Here is an 18,408-nt window from a genome sequence, read left to right on the forward strand (position 1 = left end):
AGAATAATTAATTATTCTACGGCGTCAAAATCTACAACTGTTTTTCTTGTAGCGGCTATTCTATCGAAATCTTCTTTAGTTCCTACAACAAGTTTCTCAAACTCACGCTGACCTGTACCTGCAGGAAGTAAGTGTCCGCAGATAACATTTTCTTTCAGACCTTCCAGTCTGTCTACTTTCGCATTGATAGCAGCATCGTTCAGTACCTTTGTTGTTTCCTGGAACGAAGCAGCAGACATGAAGCTTTGTGTTTGAAGGGCAGCACGTGTAATACCTTGAAGTATCTGGTTTGCTGTAGCAGGTATAGCATCTCTAACTTCTACCGGACGAAGATCTCTACGTTTAAGCATAGAGTTCTCATCTCTGAGTTTGCGTGCGGTTACTATCTGGCCTGGCTCGAATGTAGCAGAATCTCCGGCATCTAAGACAACTTTTTTGCCCCATATTCTGTCATTTTCTTCCATTACATCATACTTGTCGATCACCTGTTGTTCCAAGAAGCGGGTATCTCCCGGATCGATAACTTCCACTTTGCGCATCATCTGACGAACGATTACTTCAAAGTGCTTGTCATTGATCTTCACCCCTTGCAGGCGATATACATCCTGAACTTCATTAACGATGTACTCCTGAACAGCAGTTGGCCCCATGATAGCAAGAATGTCGGAAGGAGTTGTGGCTCCATCAGACAATGGCATACCCGCTCTAACAAAGTCATTTTCCTGTACTAGGATTTGCTTAGATAGAGGAACCAGATACTTTTTCACTTCTCCTAGTTTCGATGTAACGATAACTTCTCTGTTACCGCGTTTGATCTTACCAAATGAGATTTCTCCATCTATTTCCGAAACAACAGCAGGATTGGAAGGGTTACGAGCCTCGAACAATTCAGTAACACGAGGAAGACCTCCCGTAATATCTCCGGCTTTACCTACAGCGCGTGGTATTTTCACTAAGACATCTCCGGCTTTGATAGTATCGTTGTCGTCTTTTATAATATGGGCTCCTAAAGGTAAGCTATACATTTTTATAGCTTTTCCTTGTTCGTCCAAAATATGAGCTTCCGGAGCTTTTGTTTTGTCGCGAGATTCGATAATGATCTTTTCTCTCAAACCTGTTTGCTCATCTGATTCTACTTTATACGTAACACCTTCTATAACGTTGTCGAATTTGATACGCCCTGTAGCCTCTGATATAATTACTGCATTAAATGGATCCCATTCGCAGATCAGATCATCTTTTTTTACTTTGGCTCCATCTTTGAAATACAGCTTGGAACCATAAGGTATATTATGAGTGAGAAGTACAATTTTTGTATTAGGATCAACTAAGCGAAGCTCTACTAATCGGCTTACTACAATTGAAGTCTTTTTGCCGGATTCGTCCAAAGCTTCCACTGTACGTAGATCGTCTATTTCGAGTACTCCTTCATACTTGGCAATCACTCTACTTTCGGCAGCGATATTAGAAGCAATACCCCCAACGTGGAATGTACGAAGCGTCAACTGTGTACCTGGCTCTCCAATAGACTGTGCAGCGATAACGCCTACTGCCTCTCCTCGTTGAACCATACGCCCTGTTGCCAGATTACGTCCATAACATTTTCCACAAACACCTTTCTTAGATTCACAAGTCAATACTGATCTTATTTCTACACTTTCGATAGGTGAGTTTTGGATTATAGTAGCTTTATCTTCTGTAATTTCCTCTCCGGATTTTACTATTATTTCGCCTGTAGTAGGATGTTGAACATCGTGAACGGATACACGTCCTAATATTCGTTCATATAGAGAGGCAACAACTTCTTCGTTATTCTTCAGTTCAGTACAAACTAATCCACGTAAGGTTCCACAATCTTCTTCATTGATGATCACATCTTGTGATACGTCAACCAGACGACGTGTTAGGTAACCTGCATCAGCTGTTTTCAGAGCCGTATCCGCAAGACCTTTTCTGGCACCGTGGGTAGAAATAAAGTACTCAAGTACTGATAGCCCCTCCTTAAAGTTGGAAAGGATCGGATTTTCAATAATCTGACCACCTTCTGCTCCACTCTTTTGTGGTTTGGCCATCAATCCACGCATACCGGACAACTGACGAATCTGTTCTTTAGATCCACGAGCTCCAGAGTCTAGCATCATAAATACAGAGTTGAAACCTTGGTTGTCTTTTGTCAACTGATCCATCAAAATATTTGATAGTTTAGAGTTGACATGTGTCCAAGTATCGATAACCTGATTGTAACGCTCGTTGTAGGTAATGAATCCCATATTATAGTTATTCATTATCTGCTCTACTTCGTCATAACCTTGTTTTACCAAAGTATCCTTTTCTTTAGGTATGATTACATCTTCCAGGTTGAACGACAAACCTCCACGGAATGCCATCGTGTAACCAAGATCTTTTATATCATCCAAGAATTGAGCTGTTTTAGCAACTCCTGATATTTTAATTACTTTACCGATAATATCACGAAGAGACTTCTTAGAAAGTACCTCATTTATGAATCCTGCTTCAATAGGTGTTTTCTCATTAACAAGAACACGTCCTACTGTAGTTTCTCTCATTATCTGAGCTATATTACCATTGTCGTCAAGGTCACTAACATATACCTTTATAAGAGCGTGAATATCTACTTTTCCCTCATTGTAAGCTATAATTGCTTCTTCCGGACCATAGAAAATTAATCCTTCTCCCTTAGCACCTTTACGTATTTTAGTAATATAATATAATCCAAGAACCATGTCCTGAGATGGTACTGTAATAGGAGCGCCATTAGCAGGATTAAGAATGTTGTGTGAAGCCAACATCAGCATCTGAGCTTCCAGTATAGCTTCGTTACCTAATGGTAAGTGTACAGCCATCTGGTCACCGTCGAAGTCGGCATTGAAAGCCGTACATGATAGAGGGTGTAACTGAATTGCTTTACCGCCGATCATTTTCGGCTGGAATGCCTGAATACCTAAACGGTGAAGAGTAGGGGCACGGTTGAGCAATACTGGGTGTCCTTTCATTACATGTTCCAGAATATCCCACACAACAGGCTCTTTTCGGTCTACAATTTTCTTTGCAGACTTCACTGTTTTTACTATACCACGTTCTATTAGCTTGCGGATAACAAAAGGTTTATATAGTTCGGCAGCCATATCCTGAGGAATACCGCACTCGTGCATTTTAAGCTCAGGGCCAACGACGATTACGGAACGTGCGGAATAGTCTACACGTTTACCCAACAAGTTTTGACGGAAACGTCCTTGTTTTCCTTTCAAGCTATCAGAAAGGGATTTCAATGGACGGTTAGCGTCCGTTTTTACTGCACTAGATTTACGTGAGTTATCAAATAATGAGTCTACAGCTTCTTGAAGCATACGTTTCTCATTACGAAGAATAACTTCCGGCGCTTTAATATCTATGAGTCTTTTAAGACGATTGTTACGTATGATAACACGGCGATATAAGTCGTTCAAATCCGATGTAGCAAATCGACCTCCATCAAGAGGAACAAGTGGACGAAGTTCAGGTGGAATTACCGGTACGATTTTTACAATCATCCATTCCGGCTTATTTTTACCTCTCGATCCACGGAAAGCTTCTACTACCTGTAGTTGCTTCAATGCTTCGTTTTTGCGTTGCTGAGATGTATCAGTACTTGCTTTGTGGCGAAGGTTGTTTGCCAAAGAATCAAGATTGATACGTGACAGTAAATCGAAAATAGCTTCAGCTCCCATCTTTGCTATAAATTTGTTGGGATCTGTGTCGTCTAACAATTGATTTTCTTTTGGAAGTGTATCAAGAATGTTCAAATATTCTTCTTCCGTAAGAAGATCCTTTTCTGCTATGCCGTCTTCTATCTTAATACCTGACTGAATTACTACATAGCGTTCGTAGTAGATTATAGAATCGAGTTTCTTAGTTGGTATACCAAGTAGATATCCCATCTTGTTCGGGAGAGAACGGAAATACCAGATATGAGCTACCGGAACTACAAGGTGTATATGCCCTGTACGTTCGCGACGAACTTTCTTTTCTGTAACTTCAACACCGCAACGGTCGCAAACAATACCTTTGTAGCGAATTCTTTTGTATTTTCCACAATGACATTCATAGTCTTTTACAGGACCAAATATGCGTTCGCAGAAAAGCCCATCCCTTTCGGGTTTGTAAGTACGGTAGTTGATTGTTTCGGGTTTCAAAACTTCACCGCTCGATGCTTCGAGAATTTCTTCTGGAGAAGCAAGACTTACGGTTATTTTTGAAAAGCTACTCTTTACTTTATTTTCTTTTCTAAAAGCCATAATACTTATAATGAGTATAAAGAGTTAATTTATATTTACTAATAATGTAATGTGCCAATTTGCAAATTTTTGAAATTCATTTCATTGGCACATTAATATTTTAATCCAGTGAGACACTAAGTCCAAGTCCACGCATTTCGTGTAGCAATACATTTAGAGATTCTGGTATGCCCGGTTGTGGCATTGGTTCTCCTTTTACTATTGCTTCGTATGCTTTGGAACGGCCTACAACATCATCGGACTTGATAGTCAGAATTTCTCTTAGGATATGAGCTGCACCGAATGCTTCAAGTGCCCAAACCTCCATTTCTCCAAAACGCTGACCCCCGAATTGGGCTTTACCTCCAAGAGGCTGTTGCGTGATAAGAGAGTATGGTCCGATAGAACGAGCGTGCATTTTATCTTCTACCATGTGTCCTAGTTTCAGCATGTAGATAATACCTACAGTAGCATGTTGGTCAAACTGATCTCCTGTTCCACCATCGAAAAGACGAACTTTTCCATAGCGAGGTATTCCTGCTTTGTCTGTCCAAGAGTTCATGTCGTCGAGGCTGGCTCCATCAAAAATCGGAGTCGCAAATTTGACACCAAGCTCTTTTCCTGCCCACCCTAGTACAGTTTCAAATATCTGTCCCAAGTTCATACGTGAAGGTACACCAAGAGGGTTCAAAACAATGTCTACAGGAGTTCCATCCGGTAAGAATGGCATATCTTCCTGACGTACGATACGGGATACAATACCTTTGTTACCATGTCGTCCGGCCATTTTATCACCTACTTGTACCTTACGTTTTTTAGCTACATATACTTTTGCTATTTGTACTATTCCAGATGGAAGCTCATCTCCAATTGTGAGGTCGAAGCGTTTACGTTTCAATTCTGCATCAAGTTCTTTGTACTTACGAAGGTAGTTTACAACTACATCTTTAATAAGTTCATTCTTATGCTCGTCTGTAGTCCAGTTACTTACCTGAATCGATTCGTAATCTATGTTATCCAAAGCTCCTTTGGTAAACTTAGCACCTTTAGCTATGATGTCTACATTCAGATAATCTTTTACCCCTTGAGATGTTTTTCCATCTGTAATGATAAGCAGTTTGTCTACAAGTACACTTTTTAGCTTAGCCATTTTTACTTCATACTCTTCATCAAGTTTAGGAAGCAATGCTTTGCTCGAAAGCTTAGTCTTTCCTTTCTTTGAGGCTTTAGAAAATAGGTTTGTACCTACAACTACACCTTTCAGAGAAGGAGATGCTTTTAGAGAGGCGTCTTTTACATCGCCGGCTTTGTCTCCAAATATTGCACGAAGAAGTTTTTCTTCCGGAGAAGGATCAGATTCTCCTTTCGGAGTAATTTTCCCTATTAGAATATCTCCAGGACTAACACGAGCTCCAATACGGATAATTCCTCTTTCATCCAGATCTTTAGTAGCTTCTTCACTTACATTTGGAATATCGGAAGTTAATTCCTCTACACCTCGTTTTGTATCACGTACTTCGAGAGCAAACTCCTCAACATGCACGGATGTAAAAATATCTTCACGAACGATGCGTTCGTTTAGTACGATTGCATCCTCGAAGTTATATCCCTTCCAAGGCATGAAGGCTACTTTTAGATTTTTTCCTATAGCAAGTTCACCTTTTTCGGTAGAGTAACCCTCTGTCAGAATTTGATTTAACACAACTCTGTCTCCTTTGCGGCAAATAGGGCGAAGGTCGATCGTCGTATTTTGATTCGTTTTTCTGAACTTAGGGATATTATATGCTTTAACAGCATCGTCGAATGCTACGAAGTCTTCGTCTGCTGTGCGGTCATATTTTACTTTTATAGTATCTGCATCTACATATACAACTTCTCCTGCTCCTTCTGCCACAATTTGTGTGCGAGAGTCGCGAATAAGCTGTCCTTCAATACCTGTTCCTATGATAGGAGCTTCGGTTCTCATCAAAGGTACAGCCTGACGCATCATGTTAGATCCCATGAGCGCACGGTTGGCGTCGTCATGTTCCAAGAATGGAATCAATGACGCTGCGATAGATGCAATCTGCGTAGGAGACACATCCATCAATTCTACTTCTTCCGGACCAACTACAGGATAGTCTGCATCTTGACGAGATTTTACACGTGTAAGAATAAATGTTCCGTCATCGTTTAGCGGAGCATTACCCTGTGCTATGATTTTGTCTTCTTCCTCTTCGGCTGCAAGGTATACAATACCGTTGTCGGAAAGGTCTACTTTCTTATCAGCAGCTTTGCGATATGGAGTTTCGATGAATCCCAGATCATTTATTTTCGCATATACGCATAGAGAAGATATCAAACCGATATTTGGACCTTCCGGTGTTTCGATTGGGCAAAGGCGGCCATAGTGAGTGTAGTGAACGTCACGTACTTCGAATCCGGCTCTTTCGCGAGAAAGACCACCAGGTCCGAGTGCTGACATACGACGTTTATGCGTAATCTCTGCCAAAGGATTGGTTTGATCCATGAACTGAGACAACGCATTTGTTCCGAAGAATGTATTTACGACAGATGATATGGTTTTTGCATTAATCAAATCGATTGGAGTAAATACTTCGTTGTCACGTACATTCATTCTTTCGCGAATGATACGAGCCATACGGTTAAGTCCAACTCCGAATTGATTGAAAAGCTGTTCACCAACAGTTCTTACACGACGGTTGCTCAAGTGGTCTATATCATCTACGATAGCTTTGGAGTTTATAAGCTCTATCAGATATTTGATAATTTCAATAATATCTTCTTTAGTCAAAACTCGAATGTCTGTATCTGTAGAAAGGCCTAACTTCTTATTCAATCTATAACGTCCAACTTCTCCCAAGTCGTAACGTTTTTCGGAAAAGAATAAGTTGTTGATAACCTCACGTGCACTTGTGTCGTCGGCAGGTTCAGCACTACGTAGCTGTCTATATATATGACGAACGGCATCTATCTCCGAGTTACTCGGGTCTTTTTGCAATGTGTTATAGATAATTGCAAAATCAGAAAGATGATGTGAGTCTTTGTGTAATAGGATAGACGATACTCCAGAGTCAAGAATAAGATCTAAATGATCTTTATCCAAAGTGGTCTCTCTTTCCAGAATCACTTCATTACGTTCGATAGATGTTACTTCGCCGGTGTCTTCATCTACGAAGTCTTCCATCCACGTCCTTAGTATTCTGGCAGCAAGTTTACGTCCTAATACTTTCTTTATATTTTGTTTTGTAACTTTAATTTCTTCAGCCAGGTCGAATATTTCCAGAATGTTTCTGTCGCTTTCAAATCCTATTGCGCGAAGTAGAGTCGTTACCGGTAATTTTTTCTTACGGTCGATGTATGCATACATGACATTGTTTATGTCTGTAGCAAACTCAATCCATGAGCCTTTGAACGGAATGATACGCGCCGAATAAAGTTTAGTTCCATTGGCATGCATTGTCTGTCCAAAAAATACACCTGGTGAACGATGGAGTTGCGATACAACCACACGTTCAGCACCGTTTATGACAAAAGTACCTTTTTCTGTCATATATGGTATCAGTCCCAAGTAGACGTCTTGGATGACTGTATCAAAATCTTCGTGGTCAGGGTCTGTGCAATAGAGTTTCAGTTTTGCCTTAAGAGGAACACTATATGTTAAGCCTCTTTCGATACATTCTTCTATTGTATAGCGAGGAGGATCGATAAAGTAGTCTAAAAACTCTAAAACAAAGTTGTTTCGTGTATCGGCTATAGGAAAGTTTTCAGCGAAAACTTTGTATAGGCCTTCTTTTTTCCTTTTTTCGGGAGGGGTATCAAGCTGTAGAAAGTCACGGAATGACTTTAACTGTACTTCTAAGAAATCCGGATATGGTAGCGGATTCTTTATTGAAGCAAAATTTACTCTTTGATTTGTATTTGTTGAAGACATGGATAACCAATTTTATTGAACTTATTATTTTTGACGCAAAAAGGTTAAGAACCTTCTCGGCGAAGGTTCCTAACCAAAATATCCTTTTACAGGACTATTCTTTTACTTAAGTTCAATTTCAGCTCCAGCTTCTTCTAGTTGTTTTTTCAATGCTTCTGCTTCGTCTTTTGATACTCCTTTTTTCAATTCGCCAGGAGCAGCATCTACTAGATCTTTAGCTTCTTTCAAACCAAGTCCTGTTAGTTCTTTTACAGCTTTTACAACTGCAAGTTTATTAGCACCCGCTGCTTTGATGATAACATCGAAAGATGTTTTTTCTTCTACCGCTTCAGCAGCAGCAGCTACTGGCCCTGCAACAGCAACTGCAGCAGCAGCTGGTTCGATACCGTATTCAGTTTTAAGAACTTCAGCTAATTCACTAACTTCTTTTACTGTTAAATTTACTAGTTGTTCTGCAATAGCTTTTATATCTGCCATTTTTGTATAAATTAAAATTGTTATTATTCTTTTTTGTAATTGGAAATTATCTATTCGATAATGTTTCTAATACGCCGTGAATAGTATTTCCTCCTGATTGAAGAGCTGAAATAACATTCTTAGCCGGAGATTGAAGCAATCCGATAACATCACCGATAAGTTCGTTCTTGCTCTTGATGTTTTCTAATGCATTCAGATTTTCTGCTCCTATATAAAAGCTTTCTTGTACGTAAGCTGCTTTAAGTGCAGGAATTCCTTCTTTTTTGTACTTCGCAATCAGCTTAGCCGGTGCATTGGCAGAGTTGGAAAACATGATAGCTGTATTTCCTTTCAAAGCTGAACTTAGCTCTGAGTAGTCGCCTTCAAGTGTATCCAACGCTTTTTGCAACAAAGTGTTTTTTACGACCATCAATTTGATTTCTTGCTTAGCGCATTCTCTTCTCAACTCACTTGTTTTAGTAGAATTAAGAGTTGCAATGTCAGCAAGATAGAAATGATCGTATCCTTTAATTGTTGTGGCTATAGCTTCTATGATAGTGCCTTTATCTTCCTTTCTCATAATTTTCAGTCAATTTTAATTAATTTTCTACTGATTTAGGGTCGATCTTTACACCCGGACTCATAGTACTTGAAAGACAAACGCTTTTCACATATGTTCCCTTAGCTGCAGATGGTTTCAGTTTGATAAGCGTAGCAATAAATTCCTTTGCATTATCTCTGATTTGATCCGATGTGAAAGAAACTTTACCTACAGAAGCATGTATGATACCTGCTTTGTCTACTTTAAAGTCAATTTTACCGGATTTTACTTCTGTTACAGCTTTAGCAACATCCATAGTTACAGTTCCGCTCTTAGGGTTTGGCATTAGTCCACGAGGACCTAATACACGTCCTAAAGCACCTATTTTACCCATGATGGCAGGTTGAGTGATGATAACATCAATATCTGTCCAGCCACCTTTTATTTTTTCGATATATTCGTCCAATCCTACATAGTCAGCACCTGCTTCTTTAGCAGCAGCTTCTGCGTCTGGAGAACATAACACCAAAACTCGGACTTGTTTTCCTGTTCCATGAGGTAGAGATACAACACCTCTTACCATCTGGTTAGCTTTACGTGGGTCTACACCAAGACGTACATCTAAATCGACTGAAGCGTCGAATTTAGTAGTTGTGATCTCTTTTACAAGAGCTGCCGCCTCGGTAAGTGTATATAATTTCCCTGCTTCAATTTTGCTGAAAGCTAACTTTTGATTTTTTGTAAGTTTACCCATTTCTCAATTGAAGTTTAAATTAATTATTTTCAGGGAAAGCCCCTTTTACAGTAATACCCATACTTCTTGCTGTACCAGCAACCATTTTCATGGCTGATTCGATAGAAAAACAATTCAGGTCGACCATTTTGTCTTCAGCAATAGCTTTCACCTGATCCCAAGTAATTTCTGCTACTTTCTTACGATTTGGTTCTGCTGATCCACTTTTAGTTTTTGCTGCTTCAAGTAATTGAATAGCTACCGGTGGTTGTTTTACTACAAAATCAAAAGACTTGTCAGCATAGTAAGTAATTACTACCGGCAATATTTTGCCTGCCTTGTCTTGAGTTCTGGCATTAAATTGCTTACAGAAATCCATAATGTTGATACCTTTCGAACCTAAAGCAGGTCCTACGGGAGGTGATGGATTTGCTGCACCGCCTTTAATCTGTAATTTTAATTGTCCAGCAATTTCTTTAGCCATTTTTGTTTCTAATTTTTAGTTTTTTGAAAACTTAAGATGAACAACTTTATTGCGTAACCAATTTTTATTGTTCTTTTTCGACTTGCATGTAATTCAATTCGAGAGGGGTTTTCCTTCCAAATATCTTTACCATTACTTTTAGTTTCTTTTTCTCAGTATTCACTTCTTCAATAACGCCAGAAAATCCGGAGAAAGGACCATTGGTAACTTTCACATTTTCTCCAACAAAGTATTGAATATCCATTCCTACCTCCTGTTCGTCCAACTCGTCCATTGTACCAAGTATTCTGTTTACTTCAGATTGGCTCAACGGTTGAGGGTTGGTTGTATTGGGTAAGAAGCCGGCAACAAAGTTGATGTTGCGCAATTCGTGAATAACTTCACCCACCAAAGCAGCCTCTATTAATATATAACCGGGAAGGTAAGCTCTTTCTTTCAGAACTTTCTTTCCGTTACGCATAATATAAGTCTTTTCAGTAGGTATAAGAACTTGAGATATATACTTTCCTAGGTCAGTTTTTTTTATCTCAGCTTCAAGATACTCTTTGACTTTATTTTCTTTTCCACTAACAGCACGAAGAACGTACCATTTCTTTTCGATTTCAGTCATTGCTTTAGATAAAAATTTCTTAGTTTAACAGACCGTAGAAAAGTTTGACCAAATTCTCGAATGCAGTATCGATACCCCAAACAACCAAAGCCATAATAATGGAAGCGATCATGACGATGACTGCGCTGTTTGTCAATTCTGAACGAGAAGGCCAAGAAACCTTGTATACAAGTTCGTTGTAAGAATCTTTAATATAATTAATTATTTTTTTCATTACTCTTCTGAGTTTTAGCACGGGCGGAGAGATTCGAACTCCCGACATTTGGTTTTGGAGACCAACGCTCTACCACTGAACTACGCCCGTAAATTAAAGTCGGCTGTATTGCAAACCGACTTTATTATAATCGCACTTATGCAATGATTTCTGTAATCTGACCAGCACCTACTGTACGTCCACCTTCACGGATTGCGAAACGAAGACCTACGTTACAAGCTACTGGGTAAATAAGTTCTACAGTAATACTTACGTTATCACCAGGCATAACCATGTCTGTTCCTTCTGGAAGTGATATTTCTCCTGTTACGTCAAGAGTACGTAGGTAGAACTGAGGACGATATTTGTTGTGGAATGGGGTGTGACGTCCACCTTCTTCTTTTTTCAGGATATAAACCTCAGCCTTGATTTTAGTATGAGGAGTGATCTTTCCTGGGTGAGTAATTACCATACCACGTTTGATTTCTTCTTTGTCGATACCACGAAGCAAAAGACCTACATTGTCACCAGCTTGTCCGTCGTCAAGAATCTTACGGAACATTTCTACTCCTGTAACAACTGATTTTTTAGCTTCAGCTCCAAGACCAATAATCTGTACTTCTTCACCAGTTTTGATTTTACCAGTTTCGATACGACCTGTTGCTACTGTACCACGACCTGTGATAGAGAACACGTCTTCAACTGGCATCAAGAATGGTTTGTCTACATCACGTGCAGGAAGTGGAATCCAAGTATCTACAGCATTCATAAGTTCCATTACTTGGCTAACCCATGGTTCAACACCATTAAGAGCTCCAAGAGCAGATCCGCGGATAACTGGAGTGTTGTCGCCGTCGAATTCGTAGAATGAAAGAAGTTCTCTCATTTCTAGTTCAACAAGTTCTAACATTTCTTCGTCGTCAACGATATCGCATTTATTCATGAATACTACTAGTCTTGGTACGTTTACCTGACGAGCAAGTAGGATGTGTTCACGAGTTTGAGGCATTGGACCATCAGTAGCAGCAACCACGATGATAGCACCGTCCATCTGAGCAGCACCAGTAACCATGTTTTTTACGTAGTCCGCGTGACCTGGACAGTCAACGTGAGCATAGTGACGGTTAGCTGTTTCGTATTCTACGTGAGAAGTGTTGATAGTTATACCACGTTCTTTTTCTTCTGGAGCGTTGTCGATTTTGTCGAAGTCAACAGCTTGAGAAAGTCCTTTCTCTGACAATACTTTAGTGATAGCAGCAGTCAAAGTAGTTTTACCGTGGTCAACGTGACCGATTGTCCCGATATTTACGTGCGGTTTCGCCCGGTTAAAATGTTCTTTTGCCATAATTAATCTTCCTATTATTTAGTTAATGTATATATTTAAATTCTATGAACCAATATTTCCCTTATAGTTGAGCCCATGACGGGACTTGAACCCGTGACCTCTTCCTTACCAAGGAAGTGCTCTACCACTGAGCTACATTGGCGTAGATATTTGTTGTAGAAAACTCTATTTCTGTTGAGTTTTTCTTCAACAACAAGATATTCATTTGCTTTTTGCAATTTTTTTTCGTTGCGAAAATGCCTGAATTCTCTATATCTGAGCCTCTTGTCGGATTCGAACCAACGACCCCGAGATTACAAATCACGTGCTCTGGCCAACTGAGCTAAAGAGGCGTAAACTTCTAATTTTGCCGTCTTTGCCTTTTTTAGGGGCGAAACGGCGACAAAATTAGAAATTATTTTTTATAATAACAACACTTTGTGTATTTATTTTTGCAAGTGTTTTGCTTTTGTTGTTTACTCCTCTGTTGCCTTATACATAAAGAGGTTGATAAGCGTATGCTTATTTTGTTTTCGCTTTTTCTTTAACTTTTTGTATTTGTTTTTCTAAAGCCTCTATGTTTTGCATTATAGCATCCTCGAAAGTGTCTGCTGTTTTGTTCGAAAATAGCTCTCCGTTTTTTATATTCAATTTGATAGAAGCTTCCTTGTTGTTGGCAACTTCGGGTTTTACGACTTTCATGATAATTTCAGCATCTATAATAAGATCTGAGAATTTATCTAATTTTGATATTTTTTTTTCAATAAACTCTTTTAGTTGAGCTGATGCGTCAAAATGCACTGATTGAATGGCGATATTCATAATCTAATCCTCCTTTTTTGTTAAGCTCTGGGATGAGCTTTGTTATAAATTTTCTTTAGTTCTTCAAATGAAGTGTGTGTGTATATTTCTGTTGCTGCAAGACTGGAATGTCCGAGCAGTTCTTTTACAGCATTTATATCTGCCCCATTATTGAGCATGCTTGTTGCGAAAGTGTGACGTAGTATATGCGGACTAGTTTTGGATAACGTTGTTATTTGTCCAAGTTTTTCGCTAATAATACGATGTGCCAACATAGGGTATAGTGGTTGTCCGTTCTCTCTAACGAATAGATGTTCTGATTGTTCGGATGTGCTTTTGTCCCGTATCTCTAAATATGTATGAAGAGAATTTATCATGTTATCACTAAGGGGTATTATTCGCTGTTTGTTTCGTTTGCCTGTTACTAATATTGTTCTTGAATAAAAATCAATATCTGTATTCTTTAGTCCGATCAATTCTGCACGTCTTATTCCTGTAGTATAAAATAATTCTGTAATTATCTTGTTACGGATGTGCTCAAAATCGTCAGGCGTATCTTCATCCAGTATTTTTTCTATGTCTTTATCGCTTACAAATACCGGTATTGGTTTGGAGGTTTTTGGTCCTACTATTTTTTTTGCAGGGTTTGTTGTTGCTTCTCCTATGCGCAGCAGGTATTTGAAGAATGACTTGAGAGTACTAAGCTTACGGTTGACTGAGCGTGGAGAGTTCTTTTCTTCCATCAAAGAGACTATCCACATTCGTATAATGTCGCTGTCAATAGTTTTTATTTCGACATCAGAGAAATGACTTCCTATAAAATCATGAAACTGGCGTAAGTCGTTAGAATAAGAAATCTCCGTATGTAAAGAGTAATTCTTTTCATAACGGAGATACTTTATATATTTCTCTATTAACAGCATCATTCTTTATAATCACTTCTTGAATGACGAAGTTAATAATTTTATGCGAAAAGACAATATGTATTGTTATTCTTCTGTGCGATGCATTTTTTCTACATACACAGCATGTAGTCTTTGCTCTCTCTTAACTACAGACGGTTTGCGGAATTCCTGACGTCTTCTTAGTTCTTTTACTACACCTGTTTTTTCGTATTTTCTTTTAAATTTTTTTAGCGCTTTCTCAATGTTTTCGCCTTCTTTTAATGGTACGATAATCATAATTGACTTTTATTTTATTTGTTTTTTATTTATTCTTTTTTTTGTGAGCATTGCTCTTTTGTACATTGTTCGTTTTCGTCAGTTTCTTGTTTTTTTAGTATAAAAATCCCCTGAACACCGCCTTGTTAGCGTTGTATTAACTTGTTGCTAATATTTTCGTTCAAAAGATCATTAAACCTCCTCTCTGTTTTCGGGCTGCAAATTTATGATTTAATATCTTTATATCCAAGTCTTTTTTTAGTTTTCTAATCTCTTTTCATTTGAATATGGGGAAGTCCATCTTCCAGATAAGTGTCGCTTGTTTGTTTAAATCCATGCGATTCGTAGAATTTCTTTAAATAGAACTGAGCTGATAAAGTGATTTTCGTTTCTCCGAATATGGAAGACTCTAATTCTATTGCTTTTTTCATCATTTCGTGACCATATCCGTATTTGCGATACTCTTTATCTACTATTACCCGACCTATGCAAGCTTCGGTGAAATAATCGCCTGCTTTGAAGATTCGGCAATAGGCCACAAGTTTGCCATCTGTGTATCCATGTAAGTGTAGAGCTTTTTGGTCTTTGTAGTCCATATCAAGATATGGAGCATTTTGTTCTACTACAAAAATTTTGCAACGTAGGTGTAATATTTCGTATAGTTGATCTTTTGTGAGTTCTTCGAATTTGCTCACTTCCCATTTTATTTCTTTATTCATATATAGACTATTCAAAAAAAATCGCACAAAGGTATATTATTAAAAAATATTGACAAAAGACTCTTATATGGAATCGATATCATGTTTTATTCTATTGTTTTAGAAATCTTCTTGTTAAAAACTTTCTCATTGGTATGTCATAAAGCTTTAAGCAGATATAGGCAAGGATAATACATCCTATTAATACAGCTGCAGCTCCGGGCAGTGATTCCTGAAAAGTAAGATTTTCATTTTTTACCCATGCGTAATATAGATAGATAAAAGGATAATGTACCATATACAGAGGGTAAGAAATATCTCCTAAGAAATTACATATTCTAGTTGTGTATTTGTCTGTGCTTTTCCCTGAAGCACCAAGATAAACTAAAATTGGAAAAAATAAAATACAGCATAGTGTATCATAAATTCCATTCATCCATAAATGCTCAGCTCCACCTATGCGTGGTACAGCTAATAAAGCTACAATAATTATACTACAGATCCAAAAGGCTCCCTTTATATTAGTCGGCTTGAAAATACGAGAGAGGAGTAGTCCGGCAGAGAAAGAAAACATCAAGCGTAAAGATCCTCCGGTAAATTCTGTTCCCGTCAAAGAAAATCCTACGCATATGTCTCCTAAGGGGCCTAACGTAGCAAATGCTGCTAGTCCACATCCGGTAATGAAAACAAGTGTTGCGAGAGCCTTAGTGGATAGTCTGCGAATGAACAAGGCATAGAGGATGTTACCTATATATTCAAAGAATAAAGACCAGCTTGGCCCATTCAGTGGAAACATTTCTCCAACACCCCTGATCTCGTTTCCTGTAGTAGCCGGAATCAATAGCATATTGAGGAATGTTGCAATCAGTAAAGCTGTGACAGGGATTACGGATACATCCCATACAGAGCAACCTTGAAAGTAAAACATTATTGCTCCTATAATTGCACCCATAACAACCATAGGGTGTAGGCGTATAATTCTGCGCTTTATGAAATCTTTTGTTTTCATTCTTCCCCAACGGTCGTCGTAGGCATAACCGACAACGAAGCCGGATAGAATAAAGAAAAAGTCGACAGCTAAATAGCCATGATTGATATTTTGGTCTAGATGACTGGTTGCAAAAGCTTCGAATATGTGAAAACACACAACGGTAATAGCTGCGACTCCACGCAATCCGTCGAGGATATTGTAGTGAGGCTTAGAATCTGCAAATACAGTTTTTTGTATCTGTGCTTGGAACATAGGGTAAATTTCTGTTTTTAGAAACAGCGAAAATAAGTATTTTTTTTCAGTTCGGTTGACTCTGCTGTACTTTGCTCCTTTTTTTATAAATTTGCGCATTGAAATGTATATTCATTAACTTAAAAGGTAACATATGATTACAGCAGACCAACTGAAAGAAGTGTTGGAGCGCGAGAACGCGTTGAGGAGGCATCTTTGACGTCGATGCGAAAAAAATACAATTAGAAGAAGAGGAGTTGAGAACTCATGCTCCCGGCTTTTGGGACGATGCTAAGGTCGCAGAGGTTCAGATGAAAATAATAAAAGGTCTTAAAGGGTGGATAGAGGGCTATGCTGAAGTAAAAGATGCTGCGGATGAGTTGCAGTTAGCTTTCGATTTCCAGAAAGAAGGAGTTACTACTGAAGAGGAAGTTGATAGTGCTTATTCGAATGCATTAGGGCTGATAGAAAATCTGGAATTAAAGAATATGCTTCGCCGCGAAGAGGATAAGCTAGGAGCAGTCCTTAAGATTAATAGTGGGGCAGGAGGTACAGAAGGGCAAGACTGGGCTTCGATGTTGTTCAGGATGTATCAGCATTGGTGCGAATCGAAAGGATATAAGACAACGATTACCAACTGGCAGGATGGAGATGAGGCCGGTATAAAAACCGCCACACTTCAGGTGGAAGGGGATTATGCGTATGGTTATCTGAAATCTGAAAACGGCGTGCACCGATTGGTGAGGGTGTCTCCTTACAATGCGCAAGGCAAGCGGATGACTTCATTTGCATCTGTCTTCGTAGTACCGTTGGTCGATGATACTATCGAGATAGACGTGAATCTGTCAGACATCACTTGGGATACATTCCGCTCGAGTGGAGCCGGAGGTCAGAATGTAAATAAAGTAGAAACCGGAGTTCGTCTGCACTACAAATATAAAGATCCCGAAACCGGAGAAGACAAGGAGATTGTAATAGAAAATACAGAAAGTCGTTCTCAGTTTGGTAACAAAGACAATGCTATACGCTTGCTCAAGTCTCAGTTGTACGAAATGGAGTTGGAGAGGCGTAGTCGTGAACAGTCGAAGGTCGAAGCCGGAAAGAAAAAGATAGAATGGGGTTCTCAGATTCGTAGCTATGTGTTTGATGATCGTCGGGTAAAAGATCATCGTACCAATTATCAGACATCGAACGTGAATGCTGTGATGGATGGTGATTTGGATGATTTTATAAAGGCTTATTTAATGGAATTTGGGGGAGAGGCTTAACACCGACTCTTATTGTCCGTTGAAAGTAAAAATATAAGATAAGAGGTGTTCTGAAAAGAATGTCTCTTTCTTTTTTTTGTATTCGTCTAAGAGATTGTTGTAAACAAAATTAGCATGCATATGTTTTAATTTAAAAGATACAACTAAAACAAGAAACTATGGAAAATTATGAATTGATAGAAAATGAGATTGAAAATCAATATGAATTTCATGTAGGGAAATATCTGCCTCGAATAGAATATATAAAAACAAATAATGGTGAGATTTATCTAACGCATACCGAAGTCCCTATAGCATTGGAAGGGCAGGGAATAGGTTCACAGTTGGCCGAGAAAGTGTTAGACGATATAGAAAGAAAAGGCTTAAGGCTTGTTCCACTGTGTCCTTTTATTGCAGGATATATAAAGAAGCATCCCGAATGGAGGCGCATTGTAATGCGTGGGATAAATATCTCGTAATATAGATCGGATCAACTAAACAATAAATAAAGTATGGAAAAGATTGTAGAATATACAAAAGGTGAGCTCACTATTGTATGGAGACCGGGGCTATGTCAACATGCCGGAGTGTGTGTGAAGATGCTGCCTTTGGTATATAATCCTAAAGAAAGGCCATGGGTGAAGCCCGATAATGCAACCGTAGAGGAATTGATTGCTCAGATCTCAAATTGTCCCTCAGGAGCTTTGAGTTACCGAATTGACGAAAAATGA

General features: G+C 38.8%; 17 protein-coding genes and 3 tRNA genes. 3 read left to right on the forward strand and 17 right to left on the reverse strand.

The annotated features are described in order from the left end of the window. Positions 1-11: 11 nt before the first annotated feature. From rpoC to BGC7_RS15950, 17 genes are all read right to left on the reverse strand, one after another. On the reverse strand, positions 12-4,295 hold the full coding sequence (gene rpoC / locus BGC7_RS15870; protein ID WP_050702588.1) for a DNA-directed RNA polymerase subunit beta': 4,284 nt from the start codon (positions 4,293-4,295) through the stop codon (positions 12-14). Between the two features lie 100 nt (positions 4,296-4,395). Then, a complete protein-coding gene (gene rpoB, locus BGC7_RS15875; protein WP_050702589.1) occupies positions 4,396-8,208 on the reverse strand; it encodes a DNA-directed RNA polymerase subunit beta in 3,813 nt (1,270 codons plus the stop codon). A gap of 102 nt (positions 8,209-8,310) precedes the next feature. Beyond that, the gene (gene rplL / locus BGC7_RS15880; protein ID WP_050702590.1) at positions 8,311-8,685 is read right to left on the reverse strand and encodes a 50S ribosomal protein L7/L12; all 375 of its coding nucleotides are present in this window, start codon (positions 8,683-8,685) and stop codon (positions 8,311-8,313) included. A gap of 46 nt (positions 8,686-8,731) precedes the next feature. Next, the gene (gene rplJ, locus BGC7_RS15885; RefSeq protein WP_050702591.1) at positions 8,732-9,244 is read right to left on the reverse strand and encodes a 50S ribosomal protein L10; all 513 of its coding nucleotides are present in this window, start codon (positions 9,242-9,244) and stop codon (positions 8,732-8,734) included. Between the two features lie 19 nt (positions 9,245-9,263). Then, a complete protein-coding gene (gene rplA / locus BGC7_RS15890; RefSeq protein ID WP_050702592.1) occupies positions 9,264-9,959 on the reverse strand; it encodes a 50S ribosomal protein L1 in 696 nt (231 codons plus the stop codon). A 19-nt stretch (positions 9,960-9,978) separates the two neighbouring features. Then, positions 9,979-10,422 carry a 50S ribosomal protein L11 gene (gene rplK, locus BGC7_RS15895; RefSeq protein WP_050702593.1) on the reverse strand — a complete coding sequence of 148 codons (444 nt, stop codon included), beginning with the start codon at positions 10,420-10,422 and terminating at the stop codon, positions 9,979-9,981. A 64-nt stretch (positions 10,423-10,486) separates the two neighbouring features. Continuing rightward, positions 10,487-11,032 carry a transcription termination/antitermination protein NusG gene (gene nusG, locus BGC7_RS15900; protein ID WP_050702594.1) on the reverse strand — a complete coding sequence of 182 codons (546 nt, stop codon included), beginning with the start codon at positions 11,030-11,032 and terminating at the stop codon, positions 10,487-10,489. A gap of 19 nt (positions 11,033-11,051) precedes the next feature. Continuing rightward, a complete protein-coding gene (secE, locus tag BGC7_RS15905) occupies positions 11,052-11,246 on the reverse strand; it encodes a preprotein translocase subunit SecE (protein ID WP_050702674.1) in 195 nt (64 codons plus the stop codon). A gap of 18 nt (positions 11,247-11,264) precedes the next feature. After that, a tRNA-Trp gene (locus BGC7_RS15910) sits at positions 11,265-11,336 on the reverse strand. Between the two features lie 46 nt (positions 11,337-11,382). After that, a complete protein-coding gene (gene tuf / locus BGC7_RS15915) occupies positions 11,383-12,570 on the reverse strand; it encodes an elongation factor Tu (protein ID WP_050702595.1) in 1,188 nt (395 codons plus the stop codon). 70 nt (positions 12,571-12,640) lie between these two features. Further along, positions 12,641-12,712: transfer RNA gene (locus BGC7_RS15920), tRNA-Thr, on the reverse strand. 116 nt (positions 12,713-12,828) lie between these two features. Next, positions 12,829-12,902: transfer RNA gene (locus BGC7_RS15925), tRNA-Thr, on the reverse strand. Between the two features lie 169 nt (positions 12,903-13,071). Continuing rightward, a complete protein-coding gene (gene hpf, locus BGC7_RS15930) occupies positions 13,072-13,371 on the reverse strand; it encodes a ribosome hibernation-promoting factor, HPF/YfiA family (RefSeq protein ID WP_050702596.1) in 300 nt (99 codons plus the stop codon). 20 nt (positions 13,372-13,391) lie between these two features. Beyond that, entirely contained in the window at positions 13,392-14,276 is an 885-nt protein-coding gene (locus BGC7_RS15935) for a tyrosine-type recombinase/integrase (RefSeq protein WP_050702597.1), read from the reverse strand. Positions 14,277-14,339: 63 nt separating this feature from the next. Next, positions 14,340-14,531, reverse strand: a complete 192-nt coding sequence (rpsU, locus tag BGC7_RS15940; RefSeq protein ID WP_050702598.1) for a 30S ribosomal protein S21 — start codon at positions 14,529-14,531, stop codon at positions 14,340-14,342. 245 nt (positions 14,532-14,776) lie between these two features. Next, positions 14,777-15,229: a GNAT family N-acetyltransferase gene (locus tag BGC7_RS15945; protein WP_050702599.1), complete on the reverse strand. Its 453-nt coding sequence runs from the start codon at positions 15,227-15,229 to the stop codon at positions 14,777-14,779. A gap of 91 nt (positions 15,230-15,320) precedes the next feature. Continuing rightward, complete coding sequence (locus BGC7_RS15950) at positions 15,321-16,451, reverse strand: acyltransferase family protein (RefSeq protein WP_050702675.1); 1,131 nt, start codon at positions 16,449-16,451, stop codon at positions 15,321-15,323. A 133-nt stretch (positions 16,452-16,584) separates the two neighbouring features. Between BGC7_RS15950 and prfB the strand changes: the two genes are divergently transcribed. The 3 genes from prfB to BGC7_RS15965 all read left to right on the forward strand — a co-directional run bounded on the left by prfB (position 16,585) and on the right by BGC7_RS15965 (position 18,408). Next, positions 16,585-17,698, forward strand: a protein-coding gene (gene prfB, locus BGC7_RS15955) for a peptide chain release factor 2 (RefSeq protein ID WP_157258759.1) whose coding sequence is annotated in 2 segments (ribosomal slippage) — positions 16,585-16,647 and positions 16,649-17,698 — 1,113 coding nt in all. Because the reading frame shifts where the segments join, the coding sequence is not laid out codon by codon here. A 158-nt stretch (positions 17,699-17,856) separates the two neighbouring features. Next, a complete protein-coding gene (locus BGC7_RS15960) occupies positions 17,857-18,156 on the forward strand; it encodes a GNAT family N-acetyltransferase (RefSeq protein WP_050702600.1) in 300 nt (99 codons plus the stop codon). 33 nt (positions 18,157-18,189) lie between these two features. Next, entirely contained in the window at positions 18,190-18,408 is a 219-nt protein-coding gene (locus tag BGC7_RS15965) for a (4Fe-4S)-binding protein (protein WP_050702601.1), read from the forward strand.

Origin of the sequence: Dysgonomonas sp. BGC7 (assembly GCF_001261735.1) — a bacterium.
GTDB lineage: Bacteria > Bacteroidota > Bacteroidia > Bacteroidales > Dysgonomonadaceae > Dysgonomonas.

Coding starts and splice junctions, on each gene's coding strand:
- BGC7_RS15950 (WP_050702675.1), bottom strand. CDS start 16,451: ATGTTCCAAGCACAGATACAAAAAACTGTATTTGCAGATTCTAAGCCT.
- rplL (WP_050702590.1), bottom strand. CDS start 8,685: ATGGCAGATATAAAAGCTATTGCAGAACAACTAGTAAATTTAACAGTA.
- BGC7_RS15945 (WP_050702599.1), bottom strand. CDS start 15,229: ATGAATAAAGAAATAAAATGGGAAGTGAGCAAATTCGAAGAACTCACA.
- rplA (WP_050702592.1), bottom strand. CDS start 9,959: ATGGGTAAACTTACAAAAAATCAAAAGTTAGCTTTCAGCAAAATTGAA.
- tuf (WP_050702595.1), bottom strand. CDS start 12,570: ATGGCAAAAGAACATTTTAACCGGGCGAAACCGCACGTAAATATCGGG.
- rplJ (WP_050702591.1), bottom strand. CDS start 9,244: ATGAGAAAGGAAGATAAAGGCACTATCATAGAAGCTATAGCCACAACA.
- rpsU (WP_050702598.1), bottom strand. CDS start 14,531: ATGATTATCGTACCATTAAAAGAAGGCGAAAACATTGAGAAAGCGCTA.
- secE (WP_050702674.1), bottom strand. CDS start 11,246: ATGAAAAAAATAATTAATTATATTAAAGATTCTTACAACGAACTTGTA.
- rpoB (WP_050702589.1), bottom strand. CDS start 8,208: ATGTCTTCAACAAATACAAATCAAAGAGTAAATTTTGCTTCAATAAAG.
- hpf (WP_050702596.1), bottom strand. CDS start 13,371: ATGAATATCGCCATTCAATCAGTGCATTTTGACGCATCAGCTCAACTA.
- nusG (WP_050702594.1), bottom strand. CDS start 11,032: ATGACTGAAATCGAAAAGAAATGGTACGTTCTTCGTGCTGTTAGTGGA.
- BGC7_RS15960 (WP_050702600.1), top strand. CDS start 17,857: ATGGAAAATTATGAATTGATAGAAAATGAGATTGAAAATCAATATGAA.
- rpoC (WP_050702588.1), bottom strand. CDS start 4,295: ATGGCTTTTAGAAAAGAAAATAAAGTAAAGAGTAGCTTTTCAAAAATA.
- BGC7_RS15935 (WP_050702597.1), bottom strand. CDS start 14,276: ATGATGCTGTTAATAGAGAAATATATAAAGTATCTCCGTTATGAAAAG.
- BGC7_RS15965 (WP_050702601.1), top strand. CDS start 18,190: ATGGAAAAGATTGTAGAATATACAAAAGGTGAGCTCACTATTGTATGG.
- rplK (WP_050702593.1), bottom strand. CDS start 10,422: ATGGCTAAAGAAATTGCTGGACAATTAAAATTACAGATTAAAGGCGGT.